The 24,139-nt window shown below is 52.4% G+C and carries 21 protein-coding genes; 1 reads left to right on the top strand and 20 read right to left on the bottom strand.

Annotated elements, in window-relative coordinates:
- Window positions 1–17: 17 nt before the first annotated feature.
- The 11 genes from cheZ to GALF_RS04850 form a co-directional block, all read right to left on the bottom strand.
- A complete protein-coding gene (gene cheZ, locus GALF_RS04900) occupies window positions 18–752 on the bottom strand; it encodes a protein phosphatase CheZ (protein ID WP_013292954.1) in 735 nt (244 codons plus the stop codon).
- A gap of 8 nt (window positions 753–760) precedes the next feature.
- Complete coding sequence (gene cheY / locus GALF_RS04895; protein WP_013292953.1) at window positions 761–1,150, bottom strand: chemotaxis response regulator CheY; 390 nt, start codon at window positions 1,148–1,150, stop codon at window positions 761–763.
- Window positions 1,151–1,248: 98 nt separating this feature from the next.
- The gene (locus GALF_RS04890; protein WP_013292951.1) at window positions 1,249–2,196 is read right to left on the bottom strand and encodes a chemotaxis protein; all 948 of its coding nucleotides are present in this window, start codon (window positions 2,194–2,196) and stop codon (window positions 1,249–1,251) included.
- 9 nt (window positions 2,197–2,205) lie between these two features.
- Window positions 2,206–3,150 (bottom strand): chemotaxis protein, encoded by a 945-nt coding sequence (locus tag GALF_RS04885; RefSeq protein ID WP_013292950.1) that lies wholly within the window; start codon window positions 3,148–3,150, stop codon window positions 2,206–2,208.
- A 351-nt stretch (window positions 3,151–3,501) separates the two neighbouring features.
- Window positions 3,502–5,409 (bottom strand): diguanylate cyclase, encoded by a 1,908-nt coding sequence (locus GALF_RS04880; protein WP_013292949.1) that lies wholly within the window; start codon window positions 5,407–5,409, stop codon window positions 3,502–3,504.
- A 169-nt stretch (window positions 5,410–5,578) separates the two neighbouring features.
- Window positions 5,579–7,237 carry a methyl-accepting chemotaxis protein gene (locus GALF_RS14855; protein WP_013292948.1) on the bottom strand — a complete coding sequence of 553 codons (1,659 nt, stop codon included), beginning with the start codon at window positions 7,235–7,237 and terminating at the stop codon, window positions 5,579–5,581.
- A 93-nt stretch (window positions 7,238–7,330) separates the two neighbouring features.
- Complete coding sequence (locus GALF_RS04870; protein WP_150102573.1) at window positions 7,331–7,687, bottom strand: hypothetical protein; 357 nt, start codon at window positions 7,685–7,687, stop codon at window positions 7,331–7,333.
- Between the two features lie 157 nt (window positions 7,688–7,844).
- Window positions 7,845–10,571 carry a putative bifunctional diguanylate cyclase/phosphodiesterase gene (locus GALF_RS04865; RefSeq protein WP_013292946.1) on the bottom strand — a complete coding sequence of 909 codons (2,727 nt, stop codon included), beginning with the start codon at window positions 10,569–10,571 and terminating at the stop codon, window positions 7,845–7,847.
- Window positions 10,572–11,160: 589 nt separating this feature from the next.
- Complete coding sequence (locus GALF_RS04860) at window positions 11,161–12,498, bottom strand: type II toxin-antitoxin system HipA family toxin (RefSeq protein ID WP_013292945.1); 1,338 nt, start codon at window positions 12,496–12,498, stop codon at window positions 11,161–11,163.
- A gap of 2 nt (window positions 12,499–12,500) precedes the next feature.
- Complete coding sequence (locus tag GALF_RS04855) at window positions 12,501–12,941, bottom strand: helix-turn-helix domain-containing protein (RefSeq protein WP_223293733.1); 441 nt, start codon at window positions 12,939–12,941, stop codon at window positions 12,501–12,503.
- Window positions 12,942–13,343: 402 nt separating this feature from the next.
- Window positions 13,344–14,834 carry a Fic family protein gene (locus GALF_RS04850; RefSeq protein ID WP_013292943.1) on the bottom strand — a complete coding sequence of 497 codons (1,491 nt, stop codon included), beginning with the start codon at window positions 14,832–14,834 and terminating at the stop codon, window positions 13,344–13,346.
- Window positions 14,835–15,109: 275 nt separating this feature from the next.
- On the opposite strand from GALF_RS04850, the gene GALF_RS04845 reads away from it, so the two are divergent.
- A complete protein-coding gene (locus GALF_RS04845; RefSeq protein ID WP_013292942.1) occupies window positions 15,110–16,150 on the top strand; it encodes an IS110 family RNA-guided transposase in 1,041 nt (346 codons plus the stop codon).
- Window positions 16,151–17,151: 1,001 nt separating this feature from the next.
- Here the strand turns inward: GALF_RS04845 and GALF_RS04840 are convergent.
- From GALF_RS04840 to GALF_RS04800, 9 genes are all read right to left on the bottom strand, one after another.
- On the bottom strand, window positions 17,152–17,979 hold the full coding sequence (locus GALF_RS04840; protein ID WP_013292941.1) for a PRTRC system ThiF family protein: 828 nt from the start codon (window positions 17,977–17,979) through the stop codon (window positions 17,152–17,154).
- Window positions 17,980–17,996: 17 nt separating this feature from the next.
- Window positions 17,997–18,599, bottom strand: a complete 603-nt coding sequence (locus tag GALF_RS04835) for a PRTRC system protein A (protein ID WP_013292940.1) — start codon at window positions 18,597–18,599, stop codon at window positions 17,997–17,999.
- Complete coding sequence (locus tag GALF_RS04830) at window positions 18,592–19,275, bottom strand: PRTRC system protein B (protein WP_190274098.1); 684 nt, start codon at window positions 19,273–19,275, stop codon at window positions 18,592–18,594. The genes GALF_RS04835 and GALF_RS04830 overlap by 8 nt, the downstream gene beginning before the upstream one ends.
- A gap of 60 nt (window positions 19,276–19,335) precedes the next feature.
- Window positions 19,336–20,403: a PRTRC system protein F gene (locus GALF_RS04825; protein WP_013292938.1), complete on the bottom strand. Its 1,068-nt coding sequence runs from the start codon at window positions 20,401–20,403 to the stop codon at window positions 19,336–19,338.
- Window positions 20,404–20,513: 110 nt separating this feature from the next.
- Window positions 20,514–20,723, bottom strand: a complete 210-nt coding sequence (locus GALF_RS04820; protein ID WP_013292937.1) for a PRTRC system protein C — start codon at window positions 20,721–20,723, stop codon at window positions 20,514–20,516.
- Window positions 20,724–20,738: 15 nt separating this feature from the next.
- Window positions 20,739–21,206 (bottom strand): PRTRC system protein E, encoded by a 468-nt coding sequence (locus GALF_RS04815; protein ID WP_013292936.1) that lies wholly within the window; start codon window positions 21,204–21,206, stop codon window positions 20,739–20,741.
- Between the two features lie 72 nt (window positions 21,207–21,278).
- Complete coding sequence (locus GALF_RS04810; RefSeq protein ID WP_013292935.1) at window positions 21,279–22,967, bottom strand: PRTRC system ParB family protein; 1,689 nt, start codon at window positions 22,965–22,967, stop codon at window positions 21,279–21,281.
- A 78-nt stretch (window positions 22,968–23,045) separates the two neighbouring features.
- A complete protein-coding gene (locus GALF_RS04805) occupies window positions 23,046–23,273 on the bottom strand; it encodes a hypothetical protein (protein ID WP_013292934.1) in 228 nt (75 codons plus the stop codon).
- Window positions 23,263–24,126 carry an ArdC-like ssDNA-binding domain-containing protein gene (locus GALF_RS04800; protein ID WP_150102572.1) on the bottom strand — a complete coding sequence of 288 codons (864 nt, stop codon included), beginning with the start codon at window positions 24,124–24,126 and terminating at the stop codon, window positions 23,263–23,265. Before GALF_RS04800 ends, GALF_RS04805 begins: the two co-directional genes overlap by 11 nt.
- Between the last annotated feature and the right edge of the window lie 13 nt (window positions 24,127–24,139).

Raw genomic sequence — 24,139 nt, 5'->3', positions numbered from 1 at the left:
AATAGTTGTTAACTATTTTAAAATCCCAAACTACCCAACAGGTCATCAACCTCATCCTGACTAGTCACTACATTCCGTCCGTTCGAGTTGATAACAGGCCCGTTCAGCAAGCAAGCATCAAGTTCAGCCTTCACATCAACGGGCGCTTGTTCCAGCAACAACGCCAGCAACTGCTTTTCCATATTTTGTGTCAGATCAATTATTTTTTTGATAACTTGGCCCGTCAAATCCTGAAAATCCTGCGCCATCATGATTTCCATCAAATATCCATTCGCCATCGTAGTTTTGTTGGGTATATTCTGAAGAAACACCTTATTGCGCATGATCAATGATTTAAAAGCGTCACTACTTAATTCACCCGCAAACATCTTTTGCCACTGCGCATCCAAATGCAGTGCTTCAATTTCCAAATTCTGTACCAGCGGCTGCGCAGCTTCTGTCGCATTCAGTACCCGCTCTGCGGCTTGCTGCGTCAGCGTCGCCACATAATTCAACCGGTCACGCGCATCGGGAATGGAAGAGGTGACCCGCTCAATCTGCTTATTTAAGCCCAACTCGCGCAGGGTGTCGTGCAACGTTCGCGTTATTTTCCCCAGCTGATTTATCATGCGATCCTGGTCTGCGATTTCCTTGCCTACCATGTTGCAAGCGACTATTTCTGAACCATCAACCGATTTCTCCGGGGTGTTCTTTGCAAGAATACTTTCAAAAAGCAACTCAAGATCATCATCTGATTCTTTCTTCGTCGTCATCTCAGTGCTCACTTATTTATATTCTGGAATATTTTTTTCAGCTTCTCGTCCAGCGTGGCTGCCGTAAAAGGCTTGACCACATAGCCGGAAGCGCCCGCCTGCGCGGCCTCGATGATGTTTTCGCGCTTCGCCTCAGCCGTTACCATCAACACCGGCAAATGACGGAGCTTGGCATCCGCGCGAATCGCCCGCAGCAACTCGATCCCCGACATATTTGGCATATTCCAGTCTGTCACCACGAAGTCAAACGTATCCGCACGCAGCTTTCTCAACGCCTCAACGCCATCCTCAGCCTCTTGCATATGGACAAATCCCAACTCCTTGAGCAGATTCCGCACGATGCGTCGCATCGTCGAAAAATCATCCACCACCAAAAATCGCGTACTTTCTATTCCCATTTCAATCTCCTAATTGCAGGATTCAGGATGCAGGATACAGAAAAATCCTCGAAGCTGCTTTTAGCTGAATCCTTGATCCCGAATCCTAAATCCTGTATTTACGTCAGCAACGGCCTGAGCGTCGTTGACAAAATCATTGAATCAAATTTCGGTACATAGTAATCGACCCCCACACGTTTGCCCATCGCCCGATTGGCATCGGAGGACAGCGACGAGTGCATCACTACCGGAATACCATCGAAACGATGGTCTGCCTTGATATGCTGTGTCAACACATAGCCGTCCATCTCGGGCATCTCCGCATCGGTGAGGATGGCCTGCACCTGATCATGCAAGGGCACGCCCGTACTTTGGGCTGCATCCGCCATCGTCTTGAGCCTGTCCCAGGCTTCGCGACCACTATTCGCCTGTATGTGCTTTACGCCCATCTTGTCGAGCACTTCGGCAATTTTGCGGCGCGCCACCATCGAATCGTCGGCGAAAAACACACACAAGTCGTGACCCGACTCTACCCGCTCCACGTTGCCGACGATCGCCTCACCGAACGCATTGGATAAAATCTGCTCGACATCCAGCAAGGACACCAGCGAACCGTCAGGCAGTTCCGTGATCGCCGTAATCAGCGCCCCCTTATCGGACAACATGCCTTCGGCAGCCCTGACCTTATCCCAATCCACGCGGATAATTCGATCTACACCTTCCACCAAAAAGCCCAGAATATGCGTGTTGTACTCCGCTACCATCATGGTTTGATGGGGACTGGCAGGCTTCATCCCCATAAATTCGGCCAGATTCAACACCGGCATCACGTGGCCGCGCAAGGACACAATGCTATCCACCCCGCGCGGCATATTCGGCGTGCGGGTGATCTTGCCGGCCTGGCTGACCTCCTTGACCTTGAACACATTGATACCGAATTTCTCTTCGCTGCCCAGACTGAACAACAAGATTTCCATCTTGTTGGTCCCGGCCAGATTGGTTCTGGCATCAATATTGTCGAGCAAACCATCTTCACTGCTGCCCATCATTTCATCTGAATATGACATTTATTTCTCTTAGGCCAACAATCTCGCCAGTGTTTGCGACAGTTTTTGCGGCTCAAACTTCGGCACATATTCATCCACGCCGACAGTCTTGCCCAATTGCTGGTTCGAGGTACTGGACAATGAAGAGTGCATCAAAACCGGAATGCCGTTAAAGCGTTTGTCTTCCTTGATCTTGCGCGTCAGCATGTAGCCGTCCATCTCGGGCATTTCCACGTCAGTCAGGATCACCTGCACAAAATCCTTCAATGGCGTGCCGGCACTTTCGGCGTAGGTGGCCATTTTTGACAATTCGAGCCATGCCTGACGACCATTGATCGCCGAGATGTGCTTCACGCCCATCGCATCCAGTGTGCGGGCGATCTGATTGCGTGCCACCGAAGAATCGTCGGCAAAAAATACCGTGCGATTTTCACGACCCAGTGGCTGCACTGCGTTAAAAATCATCTCATCGGTACCGAAGTGACCGGTCTCCGCCAGCACTTTTTCCACGTCGATCATCATCACCAGACGCTTATCCTTGAGTTCGGTGATCGCCGTGACCAGTCCGCCCAGCTCCGCCACCAGCATGGCAGGCGGCACGCGCATGGCAGACCAGTCCAGACGCAGAATGTTATCCACCGCCTTGACCAGAAAGCCCTGGGTGTGGGCGTTGTATTCGGTCACGATCATGATCTCCGGCTTGGTTTCCGTGACCAGACCGATGTATTTCGCCAGATCGATCACCGGCACCAGCGCACCGCGCAAACTCACCATCCCTTCGACCGAAGGCGGCATCTCTGGCGCGCGGGTGATAGCAGGGATACGCATCACCTCGCGCACCTTGAACACGTTAATGCCACAGGTTTCTTCGCGATCGGTGCGCAAATCTTTGCCCAGCGAGAACATCAGGATCTCAAGCTTGTTCGTTCCAGCCAGCTTGGTTCTGGCATCAATGTTTTTTAACAGATCTGACATTTATTGCTCCCTAAATTTGGCAAGTAGTGAGTAGGAAGTGAAAACCGTTTCCACTCACCACTCAACACTTGTCTGCCAGTCCTCTTGGGCGAATATTCACACAGGTGATGGCGCCTTGAATATCACCGTTTGAACTACAATGAACTACAAGGGGGTGGTTACACCCCCTCCCTGCCTCCTCGGTCACACAGGAATGGGGGGGGTTGCCTTTTGCTTGTCGATCACAGGCAAAAGGCAAGACCCATCACTGGCCAGTAAGTCAACGTCAACATCCACAAATCAAGATACGCAAAAGTTGCACTTCAGAATTAAATCCGCCGGGTTTAATTTCTGTTTCAGAGACGCCCCCAGCTAGCCGATAATCGTGCAATTTCGTCCAGCCGCCTTTGCGGCATACAGTCGCAAATCCGCCTGGTGCATCATCGCTTCAGGGCTTGCCAAACCTGCGTTATCGGCCAGGCCAATGCTGACCGTGAGACGCAGTGATTTCCCTGATGCCAGCACGGGCTGAAAAGCCACGTGCTGGCGCAAACGTTCAGCGTAGATAAAGCCGGCTTTATTATCGCTATCCGGACAGATCACCATAAACTCCTCTCCACCCACGCGACATAGCACATCCTGTTTACGCATCGCCTGTTGCAGGCTGGATGCCACTAACTTGAGTGCCTCATCGCCCAGTTGATGCCCATAGGTATCATTGATCATTTTAAAATGGTCAATATCCACCATCATGCAGCAAACCGGACGTCCGGCCCGAGTCGCCAGTGCCCACTCCTGCTCCAGTCTCTCCATCATGTAGCGGCGATTCGGCAAGCCGGTCAACGCATCGGTCACCGCCAGTGCTTGCAGGCGTTTGTTGGATAGAGCCAGCTCATCGGCAAACTGACGCAGTTGCAAACGATCTTCTTCCTGAGCTTCCTGCATCTGGACGATGCGTTGCGCAGAACGCAACCTGGCTGCCAAAACTTTGGGATTGATTGGTTTGGAAAGGTAATCATTGGCACCCGCTTCAAAAGCCTCAATCAACTTCTCGGTGCTTTCTTGTGCGGTAACGATAAATACATAAATTCTGTGCCAATCCGGGTTCTTGCGCAGCTCACGGCAAAACTCGATACCATCCATTTCGGGCATCATCCAGTCACTGATGATGAGCTGGGGAGGGCTCGCTTTAACGCTTTCCAATGCTTCTCGCCCGTTATTGGCAGTCGTCACGCTGTGCCCGGATTTTTCCAGCAACGCCTTGTAGAGTAACCGAATGGCACGGTCGTCATCTACTAATAAAATGTGTAATTTGAAGATGGCGGGTTGTACGCTGGGTTGTGCGTCAACACTCATCAATTCCGATGCAATGGAAGCGGAATTCAACATTTCATCGAAGGGTGGAATATCCGGAATCTCAATATTGAGTAAATCAGCCCATTCTCGCAAGCCACGAATGACAGAATCACCAATCTCGATGAGTGCGCTGGTTTCAATGCCGACACGGGTAGCCACCAGCATGAGCTTGGGTATCTGCCGGTAACGCTCCGAAGGTGCCAACATGCAGACTGAAGCCAGGCGATCCGAAAAATGGAACAGGTGCAGCAAGCGCCAGTTACGTTCACCTTCGTGAAATTCGCTACTCTCGGGTTGTTCAATATGCAAGGCGATGTCCTGGAAGAGCGCAGGCATCCCCCAGTCGGACAACATCAATGCCGTTATCTGATTGTGATTGATACCAAAGGCATTACTTTCCAATTCGGAGAGGTTATCAGTGGTGGCATGCTCCAATACCTGTGAATACTCCTCGGCGAAGAGAGTGGACAAGGCAAGGCGGCCGATCTGGGACAGTAAACCCAGCAAAAATGCTTCATCCGCAACGCCGACGTGCATTTTGGCCGCGATCTGTTGCGCAGCAATGCCGGTACAAACCGAATGAGCCCAGAATTTTTGATAATCAAAACCGCAGCACGCACCCGAACGAAAGTCAGCTACCAAGGAGAGGCTCAGGGCCAATTGACGTACCGACTTGATGCCCTGCACCGTCACCGCATCCATGATGGATGCGATTGGTCGCCCCTCTCGATGGACAAGTAAATTAGCCACTTTGATGATACGCCCGGCCAACGCAGGATCACTACTGATCAGACGTGCAATTTGTTGCGTAGTGGTATTTTCTTTATCGGCTAACTGAATGATTTGCAGCGCCACGCCACGCGGAGACGGCAAATTACCATTCGCTTTAAGGTCTGCAAATTTCTGATTTACGAACTGATTCATGGTGTCGCTGTTGTAACACGTGTTGCAACAAAATTACGTAACCGATCAGACTTTTTCATATTTACACGCCTTGAAAATAAAATTCAAATAACCTGAAGTACGCGTCCTAATGAAGCCATTTGCTGGCTTGACGCCTTAGTCGAATGGCCAGTTATTTCATCAATCGCTCTTACACACTGAACACATCCACTGCCTGCCGGACTTCGCGTGCCCCGCCTTCCAGATCCTTCGCCAGACTCAACAGACTTTGCGCCGCGTTGGCATTTTCTTCGGACATCGCGGCGACGCGTTCCGTGCTTTGCGCCAAATTCGCAGCCGCTATATTTTGTTCCGCAAGCGCATTGGAAATCTCGTCGATGGCGCCGCCCACTTCAGAAAATGATTGCTGGATCAGAGTAATCGAACTTTGTGCCGTCTCGGCATCCGATACCCCCTGGCGAGTGGTCGCCACCACTTTGCCCATACCATTCAAGGCATGCGCCGCCACTTCACCGATCTTGCCGGACATCTGGTTGATTTCAGTCGTGGCATTGGCCGTACGCTCGGCCAGCTTGCGCACCTCATCCGCCACCACGGCAAATCCGCGCCCCTGCTCACCGGCGCGCGCCGCTTCAATGGCGGCATTCAACGCCAGCAAATTGGTCTGATCGGCGATTTCCTTGATGACTTTTACCACTTCGCTGATGTGCGAGGCATCTTCACCCAGACGCGACACCTCAGACGATGCCGATTCAATTTCTTGCGCTGAGGCCAGCAAACCGGTCACCGTTTTATGCACCACTTGCGCACCTTGCTCGGCATTACTGCGCGAACTGGTGGCAATACGCCGTGCACCACTACCCTGCTCGCTGATATGACCACTGGATACGCTCAACTCTTCAATTAACGCCGCCATGCTGGAGACCGCATCTGACTCATGATTGACGTTTTCGGCAATCTGCTGTGCCGCACTCGCCAGGCTGTGCGCCATGTCGCCAACGTTGTTAGCCTGCACCTTGATTTTGGCAATCATGTCGCGGATGTTGCTCTGCATAGAGCAAAGATGATCTAGCACGCTGTCATCAGCCGGTTTTTTGTGCAAGTGTACCAACAGGTTGCCGGAAGCCATTTTTTCAATAACCTCCAGCACGTCTTGCGGGTCGCCCCCCAATTGCCTGGCGACTGAGCGCACGACCACTGTGGACATTGCAAACAGCAGCGCAACGGAAAGCAGCGCAACCACAGCAAGGGTGTTGCGGCGAGCATTGAAACGCTCGTCCACCAAAGCTATTTCCTGCGCGCCTTTTGCTTCGACTATTTTGACCAGGGTGCTACGCAATTCCTGAATCTGTCTGAACAATGCTCTTTCGATACCTTTTACCTTTGCATCGGAATCGGCTGCATTTAGATGATCAATGATCTGTGCCAAATATTTTTCGCTTATTTTTTTATGTTCGACCGAAACCTTGCTCAATGCTTCAATTAAGGGGAGGAAAGAAGAATCTTCATCGGATAACTTGTTCAATATTTCGGCGGTGGTTGCCTCGCCCGAATTGAAAATATCGACCTGATCGGTAAATTCCATTTTGTATTTTTCTTTTTCGTCTGGATCGTTGCCACGCAACCAAACATCTTTGGCCGCTTTCGCCTCTCTAATCACCGCGATGTTCATATTGTCCAGCTTGATCATCACCGAAAGCGTGTCATGCGCATTCAGAATTTCGGCTTTATTTTGATCGGAAAGATCGGCCAATTGAAACAGGCAAAATGCCAGTGCGCCGATCAGCACGATGATGGAAACACTTTGCATCACAATGAGTTTGCGATTGAGCGTTATATTCTTTAACATGGCACTCTCCTCCGGTTTGATACGAGCCCCCTTGCACCATCTATGGATGGCACAAAGGGGGGCGATTATTATTATGTTGCCGACTGCTTTGTATTACATGCCGCACTTGTCAAATTCCACTGCACGTTCCGCATAGTCCGCGCAATGATCCGCACCGCCCGCCTTATTCGTAACGGATTTGCCATTGAACGTTGCCGTAATCACCTTACTCTTGGTGATATCGAGGCGGTCATTGGCACAGGCGGCAACCGCCTTGACGCGACAGGCTTCCGCTGTATCCGCAGCTCCCGTTTTGACACAAGAAGCCTTGCCATCGCATTTCTTAAAACTGATAGCTTCTTTTCCCGGACACGCTGTGCGCGTGTAATTGATGTCGCACGTTCCTGCGAATACTGAAGCACAGGAAAAAACAAAAACAATGCTGCCTAAAGACAATGAAATATTTTTCATTTTTTGCGCGTGAAACATCAGCACTATGCTGGTGAGGTAGAGCGAGGATTGCGAACAATCCATGCTTTGTGGCTTACCTGCTCACGCATTTCCTTTCTCGTCTGCCACGGTTAAATTATGCTCAAGAATGTTCTATATTTCTTGTCCAGTTCATGCTTCACCCGCTGCCGCGCTGCAACAATCGGCTGAACTCCTCCGCCGGAACGGGGCGGCTGTAGTGGTAGCCTTGCCCGACCCGGCAACCTTGCATCGCGAGCAGCGCGCGGTGCGCTTCAGTCTCTATGCCTTCCGCGACGACGCTCATGCGCAGATTGTGCGCCATGCCGATGATGGTCTTGACCATCTCCGCATCGTCCGGGTTGTTGTCGGCATCGCTGACGAACGACTGGTCTATCTTGAGAATATTGATCGGGAAGCGGCGCAAATAGGACAGGCTGGAATAGCCGGTGCCGAAATCGTCCAGCGCCAGCTGGATACCCAGCGCGCGAATCTCGTGCAGCACCTCGCCCATCCCCTGCGGGTCGAGCAACAGGCTTTCGGTCAATTCCACTTCCATGCGCGTCGCATCCACACCGCTTTCCGCCAGCGCAGCCTTCAGCGATTGCATCAACTCCGCAGGACGCATGAACTGGCGTGCAGAAACGTTGAAACTGACCTTGATGTCCCGGCCCTGATCGTGCCAGCGTTTGGGCTGACGGCACGCTTCCTGCATCACCCAGTTACCGATGTCGATGATCAGACCGCTGTGTTCGGCAATCGGGATGAAGCGTCCCGGCGATACTTGTCCCATACCGGGGTGATTCCAGCGTATCAGCGCTTCGCAACCGATAATACGCCCGTCGCGCAAATCCACTTGAGGCTGGTAATACAGCTCAAATTCGTGGCGCTCCAGTGCATGGCGCAGCAACCGTTCCAGCTGTACGCGCTCCACCGACTGGTCATGCAACGCTTGCGTGTAAAAACGGTACGTGGCGCGCCCCTGTTGTTTGGCCTGATACAGCGCCGCATCGGCATATTTAAGCAATTCATCCGCATCGCGCCCGTCTCCCGGACACAGGCTGATGCCCAGACTGGGGGTGATGCGCAATTCGTCGCCACCGATGCATACCGGCCGCGACAGTTCGTGCATGATTTTTTCTGCGGCGGTGGAGGCGGAATCCGCATCATTCAGGTCGTTCAACATCAGCACGAACTCATCTCCGCCCATGCGCGCCAGCGTGTCATCGGCGCGGATACAGCCCAGCAAGCGTTCCGCAACCACTTGCAGCAAGGCGTCTCCCGTGCCGTGACCCAGGCTGTCGTTCACGTCCTTGAAGTGATCCAGGTCGAGATAGATCACCGCAAGTTGCGCATCGCGGCGCACCGCACTGCTGATCGCATGACTCAGACGGTCGTGCAACAGGCGACGGTTGGGCAGGCCGGTGAGCTGGTCGTGATAGGCCAGATGCTCGATTTGCAGTGCGGCCTGTTTTTGCTCGGTGATGTCGCGGAACAGGGTCTGGAAGGCAATCCGGCCATCGGGCAATTGCACGACCTGCACCGACACATCCACCTCCAGCAGACGACCGCTGCGGGTGCGATAACGCGATTCAAAATCATCGCGCCCCGTTTGCTGCAATTTTTCCCTGCGCGCCACGATGGCGGCCTGGTCGTCCATCGCCTCGATGTCGAACACCCGCAACTGAAGCGTCTCTTTACTGCTGTATTCCAGCAAACGCGCCGCCTCGCGGTTATGCATGATGACAGCCAGATTTTCATCGAACAGCAGCACGCCTTCCGGCAATTGTTCAAACAACGTTTCAAATTGCGCGCGGGCGGCACGCAATTCGGCCAGCAGGGCGTAACGTTTCGATACGTCATGAAACACCATCACCACGCCCACTGCCTGGCCATGCTCATCACGCACCGGCGCTGCGGAATCTTCCACCGCCAGCTCGCTGCCGTCGCGGCGGCGCAGCATCATGCCGTTCGACATCGGAATCGGGCAGCCATCGCGCAGCACGCTCTCCGCCGGGGACTCGACGCGCTGTTGATGGTGTACATCATAAAGTTCGAACACCTCGCTGATCAGCCTGCCGCGCGCCTCGCCCTCGCGCCAGCCCAGCAGTTTTTGCGCGGTGGCGTTGATGGATTCCACCCTGCCCTGCATGTCCGCGACCAGCACCGCATCGCCGATGGCTTGATAAATGGCGCGGATGCGCGCATCGCTTAACACGATCTCGCGCAAGGCGCGATAAACCTGCCAGAAAAACCACAGCGACAGCAGCGGCAGAAACGCCGCCAGCGCGCCCAGCTTCAACCATTGCTGCCCCAGCACGCCGCGTTCACTCAGCCTTTGTTCGCGCGCGGCGATCTGCACCTCCAGTTTTTCCCGCTCGCGGCGCAAGCCATCGCGCAACAGCCGGTCACGGCCTTGCACACGCTGATCTACCAGGCGGAAAGAGAGCGGATTTTTCGGGTCAAACAGGGTGAGTGCGGCGCGATAATCCGTCATCAGCGCCTGGTGCTGGCGGGAAAATTCGGCGATATCGTCGGTATCCAGCCCCAGCTCGCGCGCAGCGTGTTGCACACTGACCAATTCTGCCCCCAACGACAGCGCATGCGCCTCGAAGGCGTGTTGATGTTTCTCGCGCAGCACGGGGTCGTGGCCACGCAACAGGATATCCTTCCACTCCTGGGTCTGCTCGGACAACTCCGCCATCGCCTCGCCCACAGCCGCTTCCAGCGCCAGCAATTGCACCCGTTCCTGCCGCGCCGCCGTGCCCAGCTGCGCCACCACCTGAGTAAACCAATAGCCGCCCAGCGCCACCGTCAGCAACACCGAACCCACAACGCCCCACATCAGGCGGTGAATACGCCCTATCTGCCCACTCCTGCGATCCATCACTACCCCCCCCCCCGCCAAACTACGGGAGGGCTATCGAACCATCTAACTCATTTAACGGGCATTTGGCGAAGATCCACACACACTATGTCGGTCACGCAGCAAGCGAACTGTCTCAATCGGCTTTTTTGCATGACCTGTAGTGTTATTATTACACAGGTAGCAATGCCTTGTATATCATCGTTTGCACTACAAAAACAAGAAAATACCGAGGCAACTGCTTACACTCCAATGAGGTCGTATCGCCGAAACAGCAGCATCCCTGGCATTAGCAAAAAAATTTGTGGGCAAAAATGAAAAAGTAGGGGGTCTGAGACGAGGCATGCTGAATTTCCTTGTGTGTCGGAGTAAAGACACAAATTGCATGTTTTCAGGCACTTTGACCTGTTTTTGCACCAAGCTTAAATGCAGACTGCCGACTTAAACGCAAAAAGTATCATTCCTGATAATAGGAGTTATCAGGAATGATACTTGGCTTTGCGTGGCTCAATACGGATAAAGCAACAGCACGTCACATAGTATCAAGCTCAACTTCTGCAACGGGTATTCACGTAATGATTAAATTGCTGGTTTCTGTATCAGGTGTGTGTCAACCGCGAACAGTAGCCAACTTGATGCAATGCTTTTTCATTCCACTGAAAATCGCCTCTGCGAGATCCTTAGGAAAGTTGCCGGGCAACAGTCTGCTCACGTCAGCAATCACAGCCTCTGTTGACTCAATGATTTCTTCAATCAATTGTTCTGCCGCAGCAGCACCAAACCCGACTTGTTGCGCCTGGGCAATCCAGTGCCGACGCTGGATTTTCTCGATCAGGTAGTAATTAGTACTTCCCCGCACCGCCATGGCGAGTTCGGCTTTCTGCGGCGGGATTTGATTCTTTCCTTTTCCTATGACGGGATGAGCAGAAAGTACGTCATAGATGGGTGTGGCGCGGTAGCGGCCCCTTGCCAGATGAGCAATGCTGAAGTTTTTTCCGTGGCCATCAGTGGCGGCAAGCACCCAAAAAATGAGCTGAGTCTTGAAGAAGTTCCTGCGGTCCTGTTCGGCATGGTCAGATCCGAGCAGCAGCTCCATGATCTGAGCGATGCCAGGTCCGCCGTCTGACTGGTATTTGCGTAGCGGTGACGCGCCCGTTGCCTGACACATATCTTCCTGCGGAAGACGGATAATCCAACTTCCATCGCTGGATGGTGTTCGGTCGAATCGCTCGACAACAAGCGTTTTCTGCTCCTCGAAGTGTTCAATTTCGCACCGCGTTATGGGAATTCCGTAGGCACTCACAATTTTCGAGCACAGCCATTCGTTTTCAACCGAGGTGCGCATATCGGCCTGCATATGGCCGATCAGACCTAAGGGCAGTTTGAAAATGTGCGTTGTCGGGGTACTTCCATGAGGCCGGCACCATTGCCCCTTATGGCGCAACAAGGCGGTTTTTTCCTGCGCGCCCGCGATGGAAAGCCTCAGGTCCTCGTCGTGATCATGTTGCCCCAAGGCTTGAGCCGACGTGGTATTGCGTAGTCGTTGAGCAATCCGCGCTGTGTTCAACACCTCGCCCCTGATTTCATACACATCCGACGGTGTCTCCTCTTCGGGAAGAAGTTGTATTGCGCCAACGCAGTCACGGCCTAGCTTCGCCAGCAATTGGAAGGGATCAATGCCACCTGTTTGATGACGCATAGCCAAGCGACGGCGAATGGCGTCGTTGTCGGGTAAGAGATTGTCGAAATAGTCAGTAACGATCTGCCCCTTGTAAGGCGCATTGCCCGGCAGGAAGGGCAGCGATAACGATAAAGGGCGGGCTTGCTCATCCGTTAGCCAATCATCGAAGTAGCGCAGTCGTTCGCCTTGTCGGGTGGTCTCCCAATATCCTACCGGGATGCCGTTCATCCAGACGTTCAACTTTTTTGTCGTTGAGCGGCGTCCCATGATTACCAATTTTCCTGTGTGATGGAAATAATGCGCTCCGGTTTTATAGCCGCTGACGGTTTCTTTTTCTGAATCGTTTCTGCGCTGGCTGTTTGGCCGATCTTCTGATTCGAGGGTTTATAAGCAGGAATATTCTCGCCGACGGCAACAGGTGGGGGGAAACTCTTGCTCGTAACGGAAGCGGCCTGATCTAGAGAGATTTCAACACCCAATATGCGCAGCACCATAAAAAGCCTGTCAAGCGTGGCTGTCGCCGCATTGGCTTCAAAGTAGGCATAACTTTGCTGAGTGATTCCCAACTTTTCGGCCATGACAGCCTGAGTGAGCCCTCGCGCCTTGCGAAACCCCTTGAGCATTAAGGGCAGCTGGCTGAGGGGCTTAATGGAATAGTTCACTTTTTCCTCCGTTATGAACTTTGCAAAAATACAAATCGGGGGCTGCAAAGATAATTTACAGCCCTGTATTTGTATATTACATTTACATAGTGGCGCTTGTAAACAATATTTACAGTCTGTGCTTGGTGTTTTTTGGAAAAATTGGCCGGTTTCGATTTAAACAGCTGGAGTATTTGGGGGGCGGGTTTAATACGCGGTTGATCGAAAAAGCCAGCGCAACAACAAATGCGCTGGTTTTGAATGGTTGGCTGTCAAACAGCATCCACTATACGGGGGATTGCAGACTAAGGTGTCTAGTGACTCGGGGCGACTCAAATTCTATCTCTTCCGCAAAGGTCGCCGGACCTGTTGGACACTTCGAAATATTGTGAGGATTACTGCGCCTGAGCTGCCTGACTCGAAAAAGCCTACCAGCGTTCGAAATTTCGTTACAAAAGTGTCGATCAGACGCTAGACCATCAAATTATCGTTATGCTCAGTCTCGCTGCCAAATGCATCCCGAGTTATAGCTTCGATACAGTCAAGAACATCGTTAGGCAGGTGAAAGAACTGCTTGCGCCTGTTCTCCGAGAGTTTGCCCTGATTGGACTGAATCATGCGAATAAGGGCTGAGATGTCCTTGTTCGGCAGGTCGAATTGGGCCTCAATCTGCTGAAAAGCAATGTCATAGCCGACGAGCCACGCCAGCTCACGCGGGATTTCCTCCTGCACTGCTTTCTGGATCATGGTATGGAGGAATGTCACCTCGCGATCGAAGTTGATGTAGCGGTAGCTCCGGCCATTCGCCGCTTCCGTGACGATTGGAGTGATGTCGCCGCGTGTATAGCTCCACAGACGCGTGACTGGTTTGGAGAAGCCAGACAGCACGGAGAGGTAGTCCGGAATGTTCTTGAGCATCACAGCAGACACCGGCACTACAACCCCGTTCTCTCTTGCGTGTGCTCGGGCCAGGGCATGGTGTATCAGGAAGCGGTGCAGCCTGCCGTTGCCATCCATGAATGGATGCAGGTACACGAAGCCAAAGCCACTCGCAGCCGCTTTTAGTAGCGGGTTCCGGCAACGGGTCCCGTTGATGAAAGCTTCCAATCCCTTCATGGCTATCCGCATGTCATCCGGTGCCGGCGGAAAAAACGTTACGCGCCCCGTGCTATCTTCGAGCCAGTTCTGCCGGGTTCGATATGAGGCTTCCTGGCTATATACATCGCGAACCACAAGGTTTTGCAGTTCAACCAGCCAATCTTCAGTGACGAGTTCGGTATCGCTGGCGTGCTGCAGAAGCTGTACGAAGCGCTCCTGCTTATCGGCGTTAGGAGTTTCCCGCTCAATGGCGAAGTTGCTCCTGGTCTCAGACAGGTAAAGGTAGCTCAGCGCGCGTTCGTACAGTGCAGGGTCAGTGACCGATGCCAAGGCACGGTCAGCTTCGGCAAGCAGGTCTGCGAATGGTGGGGTAGTCGGTACGGATGCGAGTTGCACGGTCGGACAGAAGTCGCGCGTACCCAGGGCGTTGTCCCGCACCCTGAACTTGGGACTGTTCACAGGCTCATCGGCCACAACATAATGATCGGCAGGAAATAGGTCGACGTAGCCACCCGTCGATACTGCGTCGACTGGCAGGGATTGACCCGTCAGCCATTCCCACAGGAAACAGATGCGCCGGATGTGTGCACCGGTTGGCGTGGCCGCGAGCCGTTCTACCAGCTCGTTCGGAGCAAGATGCTCGAACACGGCATCAATTACTTCCAGGTTGACACCCTCGTGCCGTAGCGCGAACTCAAGATGACCGGTGATACTGTCATCAATGGCAACACCGCGAGGGAAGAGTACTCGCGTCGCTGAGTCAATTCGCTTGTTGACAGCACCGGTAATCGCGGCTGGGCGTTCGAGCTGGCGAACCTGTAGACCAAGCAGTTGGATTAGGTAGGCGTATCCGACGGGAATCATGCGACCTCGAAATTTTGTTACTCGTATCGAAATGTTATCACAAAGCAAGGCCTTTTCTCTGCATCATTCGAAAATTTGTTACTTCGTTGACGAGTAAATAGTGTTCCCACTTTATGCTGGGCGAAGTAAAAGCTTGAATCACCCCTGATTGACTAGAAACCTTCGTCTGCTATCCGCCATATATAATGGAATGGACGCCCACTTCCTAAACCGGCATCGAAGTGCCAAAGTGGTGGTGGCTTTACTTACCACTAAATTAGAAAGGGGCATCCGAAATGAAGATTACGACAATTGGCATTGATTTGGCAAAGTTGGTTTTTCAAATTCACGGTGTGGATGAGCGCGGCAAGGTAGCGATACGCAAGCAACTGAAGCGTGCCGAGATGTCAGTTTACTTTGCCAACCTGGAACCGTGTTTGATCGGCATGGAAGCTTGTGGCAGTGCGCATCACTGGGCGAGGAAGCTGGAAGGATACGGGCACACGGTCAAGTTGATGGCACCGCAATTCGTCAAACCCTATGTCAAAACCAATAAGAACGATATGGCCGATGCGGAAGCGATCTGTGAAGCAGTCAGCAGACCGAACATGCGCTTTGTAGCCATGAAGACGGTAGAACAACAGGCGATTCTGTCGGTGCACCGGGCACGGCAGGGATTCGTGAAAGCCAGAACGGCGCAGGGTAACCAGATACGAGGCCTGCTCTCGGAATTCGGGATCATCATCCCGCAGGGCATCCGCTCGATCATGAAGCAGATACCGGAGATTCTGGAAGATGGCGAGAACGGATTGCCTGGCACCATGCGCAATTTGCTCGAACGGCTGACGGAGAACCTGAAGGAGATGGATCGTCAGGCCAAAGAACTGGAAGCGCAAATACAGTTGTGGCACCGCGAGAATGCAGCGAGCCGCAAGCTGGCAGAAATTCCGGGGCTGGGGCCGATCACGGCGAGTGCGATCGTGGCGACCGTGGGCGAAGCACGAGAATTCAAGAATGGTCGTCAGCTGGCTGCTTGGATGGGATTGGTGCCCCGGCAGCACTCCAGTGGTGGCAAGCAGAATCTGTTGGGCATCAGCAAGCGTGGCGACACTTACCTGCGCACCTTGATGATTCACGGTGCGCGAGCGGTGATCCGCTTTGCCGAGAACAAGGCAGAGTCGGAGAGCTGGTTGAGAAAGTTGATGGCCAGGCGCAACAAGAACGTAGCGGCGGTAGCCCTGGCGAACAAGAATGCACGGATCGTGTGGGCGCTCTTGGCCCATGATCGAATATTCCGTCCCGATTACACCCCGGCAGCTGTCGCTGTCGGAATGTGATCGAGGCGGTTGAGTAAAACCAATTTTAACGAGTTGAAGGAGCAATACCACCGATTGCATAGGCAATCATGAAGTGATGGCGAGACTGGTCAGACCGTGAGTGGCAAAACCTACGAGGTCCACAGTGCGTGAAGCACGCTATAGTGATCAGGAGCTACTCAGCGTATTCCATCAGGGATAGAGGCGATTGCCTCATTAAAAATCCGGATGTATGGCTGCAATCTTTACCTTCTCAAAATCATCGATTGAAAGCTTGGCAAAAGTGGGCGTCCATGTATGGACGCTGACGATAGAACCTGAATACTTCCGCTTAGGCCGATTAGACGGTCACAAAGCCTCCGGCGAATGGCCGTTCCGTCTCGCTTGATGGATGCCAATCACTGCACAATCTGACCTCTATCAGTTAACGGTCGTTCACATAACGACACTACTTGTAATACTTCAGGTAGCTGTTTTCAGTTGAATTCAGTGGCAGGTTTGTATTCGTAACAGATGGTGTGTTTGGTTTCGTAGTGGGTGGCGGAGTTCGTTGGAATCGGCATAAAAAGTGCAAAAAAAACCAGCGCAACAACAAATGCGCTGGTTTTGAATTATTGACACTGCGACCTACGATCAGGCTGCAAGACGCAGCGCTTGCGGCACCTTGTTTCGCACATCTGGCGTTACTTCTTTGCCAGTCAAAAAAACATGGTACACGTCACAGGCCAGACTAAAATTTGCTGGCCACTTTTTCAAAAAATACTTTTATTTCGACAGATAGCGACATGATGAATCTCCTTACAGACCAAGCATCCGAATGATTGGACGACTAAGGGTGTAACCGGTGATGCAGCAAGCCAAAAATACGACTAACATAATGATCTCCTTGGGTTAATTGATAAGGAAGCCAAAAAGAGGCTTCACCAAGTCTGCAAAAAACTTGGTGAAGCCCCCTCTTGGCTATTAACCAACAAGGGGATTCATCGTGACCCTATCCTCAAAATCGAGGATGGGACTCGTTGCTACCTGTCCTGCGCCACCCTCACCTCTGCGACCTTACTGCACCGCTTTGGTTTGAGCTTTGCTTCAAACCCAAAACGTTTCCACGTTTCGGGGTCAATTGCCAGCGGCGTTACACGCCCTGACCTGATATTGACGAATTGGCCGTGATGCGTGAGCTGCCCGTAACGGAACAGTTCCCACAACAAATTGCATGCCGCATTCGCCATCGTGTCGTTGATGAACAAGGACTGCTTTTCCAACGCCTCAGCCAAACTGCAACTGGGCGTATCGTCCGTATCGTCTCGCGACCCATCAATAATGTCTGGATAGAGGTCGGCAACGTGAGGCAAACGATTTTCCCGTTTGCAGCTCGCCCCGAAGACCTCGCCCAATACCACCTGTCCATCATGCTCACGATTGCCAATATCCAGGTAGTAGGCTGATGAATACACACTGCGTTTGAGCGCCTTGAGTATCCCAGCCCTGCCCTTCCTGTTATCGACGCAACCGATCACGATGTCCGGATTGGAAAACTGCGTATCGTCAGTGACTTTCGCGGCTTCAGCTACCCATCCCGTTTGCATCAACATATTGCAGCGGTTGACCAGTATTTCAGCCTTCGACTGCCCGACATCGGAGGGCCAGAAATTCTGCCGCCCCACGTTGGTTTTAGACACCGTGTCTGGATCGATAACAATGACATCCAAACCTGCCGGATGCCCTAGCTCGACCATAGCGAGGTGAATGTTGGCCAGCCGTCGCAAGACGTGCGAGCCAGTACCACCCGCTCCGACCAACACCACCTTTACTGCCCGCGTGAGCAGGCGTGAATCTATGTTATGGATCATGTGTTTCCTTTCCGCCCTTACGGGCTTTCAAATGGAAGCGGCAGAAACACCCCGTTCGCACAGAGGCGAAAAGATGCTGTCACCTCTGGCTTATCTAAATTTCCAATGACTCCGGCGATTTTTGTCTCGCCTCGGTCATCCTGGTTGTCTTCCCTGGAAAAGAAAGCATCGTGCAGTCCATGTGAGTGCAGATCCATCACCCTATGTTCGCCCTCCTCCAGTGTGGGCAGGTTGACTTCGATATGATCGGTTCCGACTGAACGCTCTTCGAGCATCAGCAGCTTCCACGAGTCCGTCCGTTGATTCCAGACACCCCATGCCGCACACTCATTTGGACTACGAACTCTGGCTTGCTCGATGAACTGAGCGACCATCGCCTTGGGCAGTTTGCCAAAACCGAATCGCAACTCCTCGTAAATCACCCCGTATGGAACCGGGATGCGCAAAGGGAGTGAAACCGGAATGCGCGCATACAGCCACGCGTGGCAAACTTCCAGCCAGACACCGTTTTCGGCCATCAAAATTCGATTGCCCGGCGTGTCCAGTTCTTCCAGTTCAGCGTAGCGTGGCACCATCACCGTGGGCATCACGCTTTGCAGCGCAACATCACGGCTATCCACGCTTCACCGTCCTTTCAAATACCTGACCAAGCGTCTCGCCTGACGACACCAATGATTTAGTCGGAAATGCTCGACCTTTCATCAACGCACGCCAGAGAGCGAATATCCCGCCGCGATACTTGGTCAGCGCACCTTTTTCATGCTGGTTAGGATGGGTGAAGTAGCTCCTGAAAAACGCTTCTTCCCACGCCTCCGTACTGAACTTCATCGCGCCTTTCGGCGTTTCGATATTCCCGGTACAGATATGCCCACCCTTCCATACGTTGAGATATGGAGAAACAAAAAGTGGTGTGCCCGATGTTGGGCGCTCGTTGCCTTTTACGGCGAACACATACCAATGCCCCTTGCCAATGATGAACACCAGCCCTGGATGATCGGTTGTTGCGCTTACATCTTGCCCAAGCTCATCGTTTTTGAACCACACCTGTCGCTTTTGAGGTTTGCAATACCACGCGAGGTGGTCGCTCCCTTTGGCAAGGATGTGATCCCCCAACAACTGTGCCGGCGCGCAATCCTCCGGCACGAGCGTTTGCATCATCTTCATGAGGCCAGTCTTGGAAACCGGCGTGCCCGCTTCGATGGTTGCAGCGCCCTCTTTGCTTACTTTCACGTCATGCACCGAAGCAAATACGGTCTGTCCGTGGCGTTCCCTGTACAACAAGATCGCACTGGACATCTCGTACACCTTCTGTGTGCTTGATATACATGCTGCTGGAACTTGCATGATGTCTTCCTCCTATTGAACATCGCCGATGCAACGCATCAGGCGATCCAGTTGTGTGTAGAGCGCAAAGCCTTTCTCCATTTCGGTTTTCCATTTCAGAAATGACCGCTTGTCGAGTTTGACTTCTGCAATTCCGTACATGTCGGTGTATTCGCCATCGCCGGTGCTTTGATAAAAATCATCCAGCACACGTCCAAGCATGTCGTCCCCGGCTCCCATATAACAGGAGAAAAAGGCAGACTCACCGCAGTAGTTGTTGGAATAAGGCAATCTGACATCCTGGTCTATCAAGTCCATGATGGACAAGATGACCTTAGCCGTTTCACCCGCTTCGTCCGTGCCGGACGCGATGCGTTGAATCACATCGCGTTCCAATACTTCTCCATTTAAGAGGTAGTCTGGAAATGAAGCTAAAAACTGACTGGGCATCAAGCTGCCTTCATCAATCTCGTCCTCATCACCAAACGCGCCCCGCTCTTGCTCGAAATCTTCATCACTGTCCGTCCCATACCAATACAGGTATGAGGCGTGATGAAATGCCACTTGCGGCGTAAACGCCGTGAACGTCCGGTATCCGGCCAACTCTGCATAATTGATCGCAGTTCGACCGAGCCCCGGATACTCCGCTTCCAACCTCTCGACTTTCGCTTTGACGTTGATGTATGGCGTTGCTTGCTGTGACTGAATTCCGATTAACAGAAGATCCTTTTCAGGCTTCTGTTCGTAGTCCAGATCGAACGCATCATGATCCAGCGCAGCCAGAAGCTCGAAGCTGTCCAACACCTGAATATCTGCGCAGTGCCTGGAAGCCCATACAGATAATGATTGACTGATGATGTCGCGCGCTGTCGTTTTGCTGTTGATAACAAGTTCATCATCCCCAACCAGCTCGGCACACAACTTGGCAGCCTGCAACCATTTCCTGTCATTCTCTTCATGCACCGAGCGAAATGGTACGTTCTGAGAAATGAAGGGCAGCGTCAGAAAACAAGTGGCAACGCCCCCGGAGGAGGCAGCAACAGGTCTTCCTTTCGTGCATTTTTTGACGAATGCACGAGTTGAACCAATGCTATTACGCATGCTTGCTCCTCTTGAGAAGCAGGCGGGACTATCACTAGCCCTGCCCGCCTGATTGGGGAGTCACCCTTTGATAAGGCTTTTAACCTTGCTCTCACTGATGACTCCATGATTTACCCCTTCGTTCCCACGCCCTTTTTGAACGTGTAGATCAGGTTGTCGCCCCTCTTTTCCGGCCCCTCAATGGAAGCAGAGACCAGTTCAGGGTAAGCGGCTGCATAAACATCGCGGACGTCTTCAAGCGACAAACTTTTCCCAGGATCAGGAAGCGTCATGCCGCCATACGAAAATGAGCGAGTCAGGGTTGTAGTTTGGATAGCCATTTCGTCATCCTCCCCTTAATCCCACAAGGCTTTGGCATCTGGTGCCGCCGCAGGTGTGCAAGCTTCTGTAGAAATCGGTGATGTGGGCGCGGTGCAGCTTGCGCCCCCTTCATCATCATCGTCCTCGTCACCCGAACCTGCTTCCTCATCAGTGATCGGTGCGGATGTTTTATTGGCCGGCTTGGCGATGGACTTCTTCGCTTTGTCAGCAGCTTCCTTTTGTGCAGCTTCCAGAATCGCTTCTGTCGCAGCTAGTTGCTCGGACAAGTTTTGACGCTTGTTCGCATAGCTGGTCAAGATGCCAGCGAATCCCTCATCCAACTCAGCGGCAGTGCCGGTGAGTGTCAGCGGTGTATCGAGAATGTTGCCTTCTTTGCCACCTTTCGGGATGACAGTCACCGTAATGGTGCCATCCGTGTTTGCGGCCAGAGAGACAGTCAAGCTAGCCAAGGTGGCCAGCAAAGTTTGAAGTACAGTAAACATGGTAAATCTCCTTTTTGGAAAAACAAAAAAGGGACACCATGCCCTTGCGGGGAAGTGTCCCCGGTTGGGTTGTTAAGCAGTGAACTGCAAAGCCTTTGGAATCTTGCCTTCGTAAACGAAGCCTTTGACCGCCAAGAGTGCTTTAATCATCTCGTCCTTTTTGCCGCCGATTGCTTTAGCGTATTTCTCGCCAAGCGCGGCCCTCAGTCCGAGTTCTTCCGCAATGACCTCTATCTCGCTTTTGGTGAGCAATTCAAGGAACTCTGCGTTCAGTTTCCAGTGTTTTACCAAATCCACCTGCATGAATTTGAGCATTTCCGGCAGATGCGATTTCTCGATGCTGTCCGTGATTGAAATTACGATCCCAGACAGCATTTGAGCGCGCACTGTGTCGTTCGCATTCGCAACCATCGCAGCCGCATCACCGACATTACTGACGGGTGGCTTTTGCGATGTTAGCGATTCAAAACCGGTTGCCAGTTTTGTAGATGACACATTCGTCCCTCCGCGCGTCATCATTACACCGATGAGCACGCACAAGTTCTTATGTGGATCTGCGAATAATTCTTTCTTCAACGCCTTACGCCAGATGCCGATCCGATACTCCACGACACGCTGAGTGTCCTGAACAGAGGTCATGGCAGATTTTGGTGTGGTTGTGGATTTCTCCGCCCCCTTCCCAGTCACAACCTTCAAATTAGCCGATTTAGCCGTTGTTGGAACAGTCGTCGGATTTTCAGCCGATTTCTTTTCCGCCAACAAATGTTCACCGACTTTCCTTGTGTGACATGAGGAATCGAAGCATTGCGATTCATATACGTTACCCACTTTGCCGGGTACCGCACTGATTGCCGCGCCGTATGACTTACAACTACGGCAAGCTGCTGCTTGTTCTGCACCAACGCCTGTCGCACCTTCTGCGACCAACTTGATGACTGTGTTGTTCTCGCCCGGGCGGACGATGACAACGCAAGGATAGTTTTCTGCCAGGGATTTCTTCTTGGCCTCCAACACGTCCTCGGTCTTCTTGTTGAAACACTCGCTATTTGTGCAATGCCCCGCAGATACCGCCTCGGCAAACAATGCTTGTTGGTTCCCACTGTTGTGATGACAGCTTGCACAGTCTGTTTTATCGAAAATTGCTAAGGACATCGCTTGGGAAATTTCTTCCAAACCCGCTTTGAATATAGCGACAGTCGGAAGCGATGGCCGTGAAAGCAGATTGGCAATCACCTTCTCCTGTCTATCCTTCGGTGTGGCCGCCAGCAATTCGGCATGACCTAGTTGGATCTTGCGTTCATTCAGGGCAGTCATCACAGACAGACTACAGTTCATCAGCGCAAGACGCTTATCCAGCGTTTTGCGTGTCCAACCCAGACGATTGGCTGCTTCGTCACGGTTACCTTCACAACGACCAAGAATTCTGGCTGCTGCTGCGGCTTCTTCGGTTGGACTCATGTTGGCGCGCTGAATGTTCTCAATCAGAGCCAGCTCATCGGCCTCTTCCGAGGTGATGTTTTTCACAAGGACGGGGATTTCGTAATTGTCACCATGCACATTCTTAGCTGCACGCCAACGACGCTCACCGGCAACAATTTCAAACCAGTCTTCAACCGGACGAATCAAGATTGGTTGAATCACTCCCTTTGCAGAGACTGACGCTTCCATTTCGGCCATTTCGACTGGATCAAAATAAGCACGGGGATTTCTCCCCTGGCGGATGTTGCTCACACGCATGTGTGAAATGTTTTGTTGCTGCATGTTGTGTCTCCTTAAAAAAATTAAGGGGACACAAACCCTGACGGGGAAGTGTCCCCGTGTGGGTTAGTTAATTAGCTGCTACACCCAACATTGGGAGTAGTAACGATCAGAGCGAGCTTTGATTTCCTTCCATCGCTCTTGCTGCATTCGATGTGCTTCTTCTTTGTCGCCTTTGTACATCCAAACACCACCCGTTAAGCGGGCATCACCATGTCCATCGCACAAAACCTTCCATCCGGTCGGCGTTAAAAAACGAACGCCTTCGGAGAACGCGTGCATGATTTCTGTTTTGACTTCATTGCTCATCGCACACCTCCCCGGCTTTCACAGCTTCCGTGCCTGCTTTGAGTATCTTGTTAGCCGCAGAAAACACCCGTGCCGCGCTCTTCTTGCCGAACTCATCGGATCGCTCCTTTGAACCCAGCCAGCCCTGAATATAGCCGCGACTTTCATCCAACCCCGGCAATCCAAGTGTTGCGCAACACAAATACGCCACCGATTCAGCCTCGGCCTCTTTGATGTCTCGTGGCAACACGTTGCCGTCTGCCATCTGCGCCTCTTTCGAGTGCATCAGGCAGTGAGCCATTTCGTGAAACAACGTCTTCCACGGCATTGCGGCAAGCGGGTTGATCGCCAGGCGCTTCTCGTTCGGGACTGCGTACCCTTGGGTATTGCCATCCGTTAAATTGAAGTGCCCTTCCGTGATTTCCAGTACAGACAGGGCTAGCGCCTTGTCCCATTCAGGAATTACGACTTCGTGCGCATACTCCGCGCCTTCTGTCTGGCTTAACGCAAACCAGTTATTTTTCAGGATGAAAATGGTGCGTCCCGAACCCTTGGCTTGCGTGTTGGCATCTACTTCTGCGTTAGCTGCACCGCGTTCATCCTCGTCTTTCGACTTGGCTTTGACGGTAACTGGCATCACCAAAGCGATTGCCTTCTGGCCTTTTTGAACGCACCGCCCTAATTGCTTCCATTTATTGAAGGAGGCTATGGGCGATAGCTGCAAACCTCTGGCTGTTAATTGAAGCGCAGCAAGAATTGCATTGCCAAGGCTGTACTCATGGAATACCGAGTACGCCTCAGAAATCTTTCCTGGGCAGGAAAGAGCGTCCAAAAACAGCTTGCCCCAATCGGGGCGATTTGATATTTCTTGCATGGCATTCTCCTTT

It is taken from the genome of Gallionella capsiferriformans ES-2 (assembly GCF_000145255.1).
In the GTDB taxonomy this organism is placed as follows: Bacteria; Pseudomonadota; Gammaproteobacteria; order Burkholderiales; family Gallionellaceae; genus Gallionella; species Gallionella capsiferriformans.
The sequence above is the reverse complement of the archived record's forward strand: the minus strand, read 5'-3'. Positions and strand labels throughout refer to the sequence as shown.

Excerpts from the sequence above, each read along its gene's own strand:
- GALF_RS04815 (WP_013292936.1), bottom strand. The coding sequence starts at position 21,206 with ATGTTTACTGTACTTCAAACTTTGCTGGCCACCTTGGCTAGCTTGACT.
- GALF_RS04880 (WP_013292949.1), bottom strand. The coding sequence starts at position 5,409 with ATGAATCAGTTCGTAAATCAGAAATTTGCAGACCTTAAAGCGAATGGT.
- cheZ (WP_013292954.1), bottom strand. The coding sequence starts at position 752 with ATGACGACGAAGAAAGAATCAGATGATGATCTTGAGTTGCTTTTTGAA.
- GALF_RS04830 (WP_190274098.1), bottom strand. The coding sequence starts at position 19,275 with ATGTCCAGTGCGATCTTGTTGTACAGGGAACGCCACGGACAGACCGTA.
- GALF_RS04860 (WP_013292945.1), bottom strand. The coding sequence starts at position 12,498 with ATGGGACGCCGCTCAACGACAAAAAAGTTGAACGTCTGGATGAACGGC.
- GALF_RS04890 (WP_013292951.1), bottom strand. The coding sequence starts at position 2,196 with ATGTCATATTCAGATGAAATGATGGGCAGCAGTGAAGATGGTTTGCTC.
- GALF_RS04845 (WP_013292942.1), top strand. The coding sequence starts at position 15,110 with ATGAAGATTACGACAATTGGCATTGATTTGGCAAAGTTGGTTTTTCAA.
- GALF_RS04840 (WP_013292941.1), bottom strand. The coding sequence starts at position 17,979 with ATGATCCATAACATAGATTCACGCCTGCTCACGCGGGCAGTAAAGGTG.
- GALF_RS04800 (WP_150102572.1), bottom strand. The coding sequence starts at position 24,126 with ATGCAAGAAATATCAAATCGCCCCGATTGGGGCAAGCTGTTTTTGGAC.
- GALF_RS14855 (WP_013292948.1), bottom strand. The coding sequence starts at position 7,237 with ATGTTAAAGAATATAACGCTCAATCGCAAACTCATTGTGATGCAAAGT.
- GALF_RS04805 (WP_013292934.1), bottom strand. The coding sequence starts at position 23,273 with ATGAGCAATGAAGTCAAAACAGAAATCATGCACGCGTTCTCCGAAGGC.
- GALF_RS04820 (WP_013292937.1), bottom strand. The coding sequence starts at position 20,723 with ATGGCTATCCAAACTACAACCCTGACTCGCTCATTTTCGTATGGCGGC.
- cheY (WP_013292953.1), bottom strand. The coding sequence starts at position 1,150 with ATGGGAATAGAAAGTACGCGATTTTTGGTGGTGGATGATTTTTCGACG.
- GALF_RS04885 (WP_013292950.1), bottom strand. The coding sequence starts at position 3,150 with ATGTCAGATCTGTTAAAAAACATTGATGCCAGAACCAAGCTGGCTGGA.
- GALF_RS04810 (WP_013292935.1), bottom strand. The coding sequence starts at position 22,967 with ATGCAGCAACAAAACATTTCACACATGCGTGTGAGCAACATCCGCCAG.
- GALF_RS04850 (WP_013292943.1), bottom strand. The coding sequence starts at position 14,834 with ATGATTCCCGTCGGATACGCCTACCTAATCCAACTGCTTGGTCTACAG.
- GALF_RS04870 (WP_150102573.1), bottom strand. The coding sequence starts at position 7,687 with ATGAAAAATATTTCATTGTCTTTAGGCAGCATTGTTTTTGTTTTTTCC.
- GALF_RS04825 (WP_013292938.1), bottom strand. The coding sequence starts at position 20,403 with ATGCGTAATAGCATTGGTTCAACTCGTGCATTCGTCAAAAAATGCACG.
- GALF_RS04865 (WP_013292946.1), bottom strand. The coding sequence starts at position 10,571 with ATGGATCGCAGGAGTGGGCAGATAGGGCGTATTCACCGCCTGATGTGG.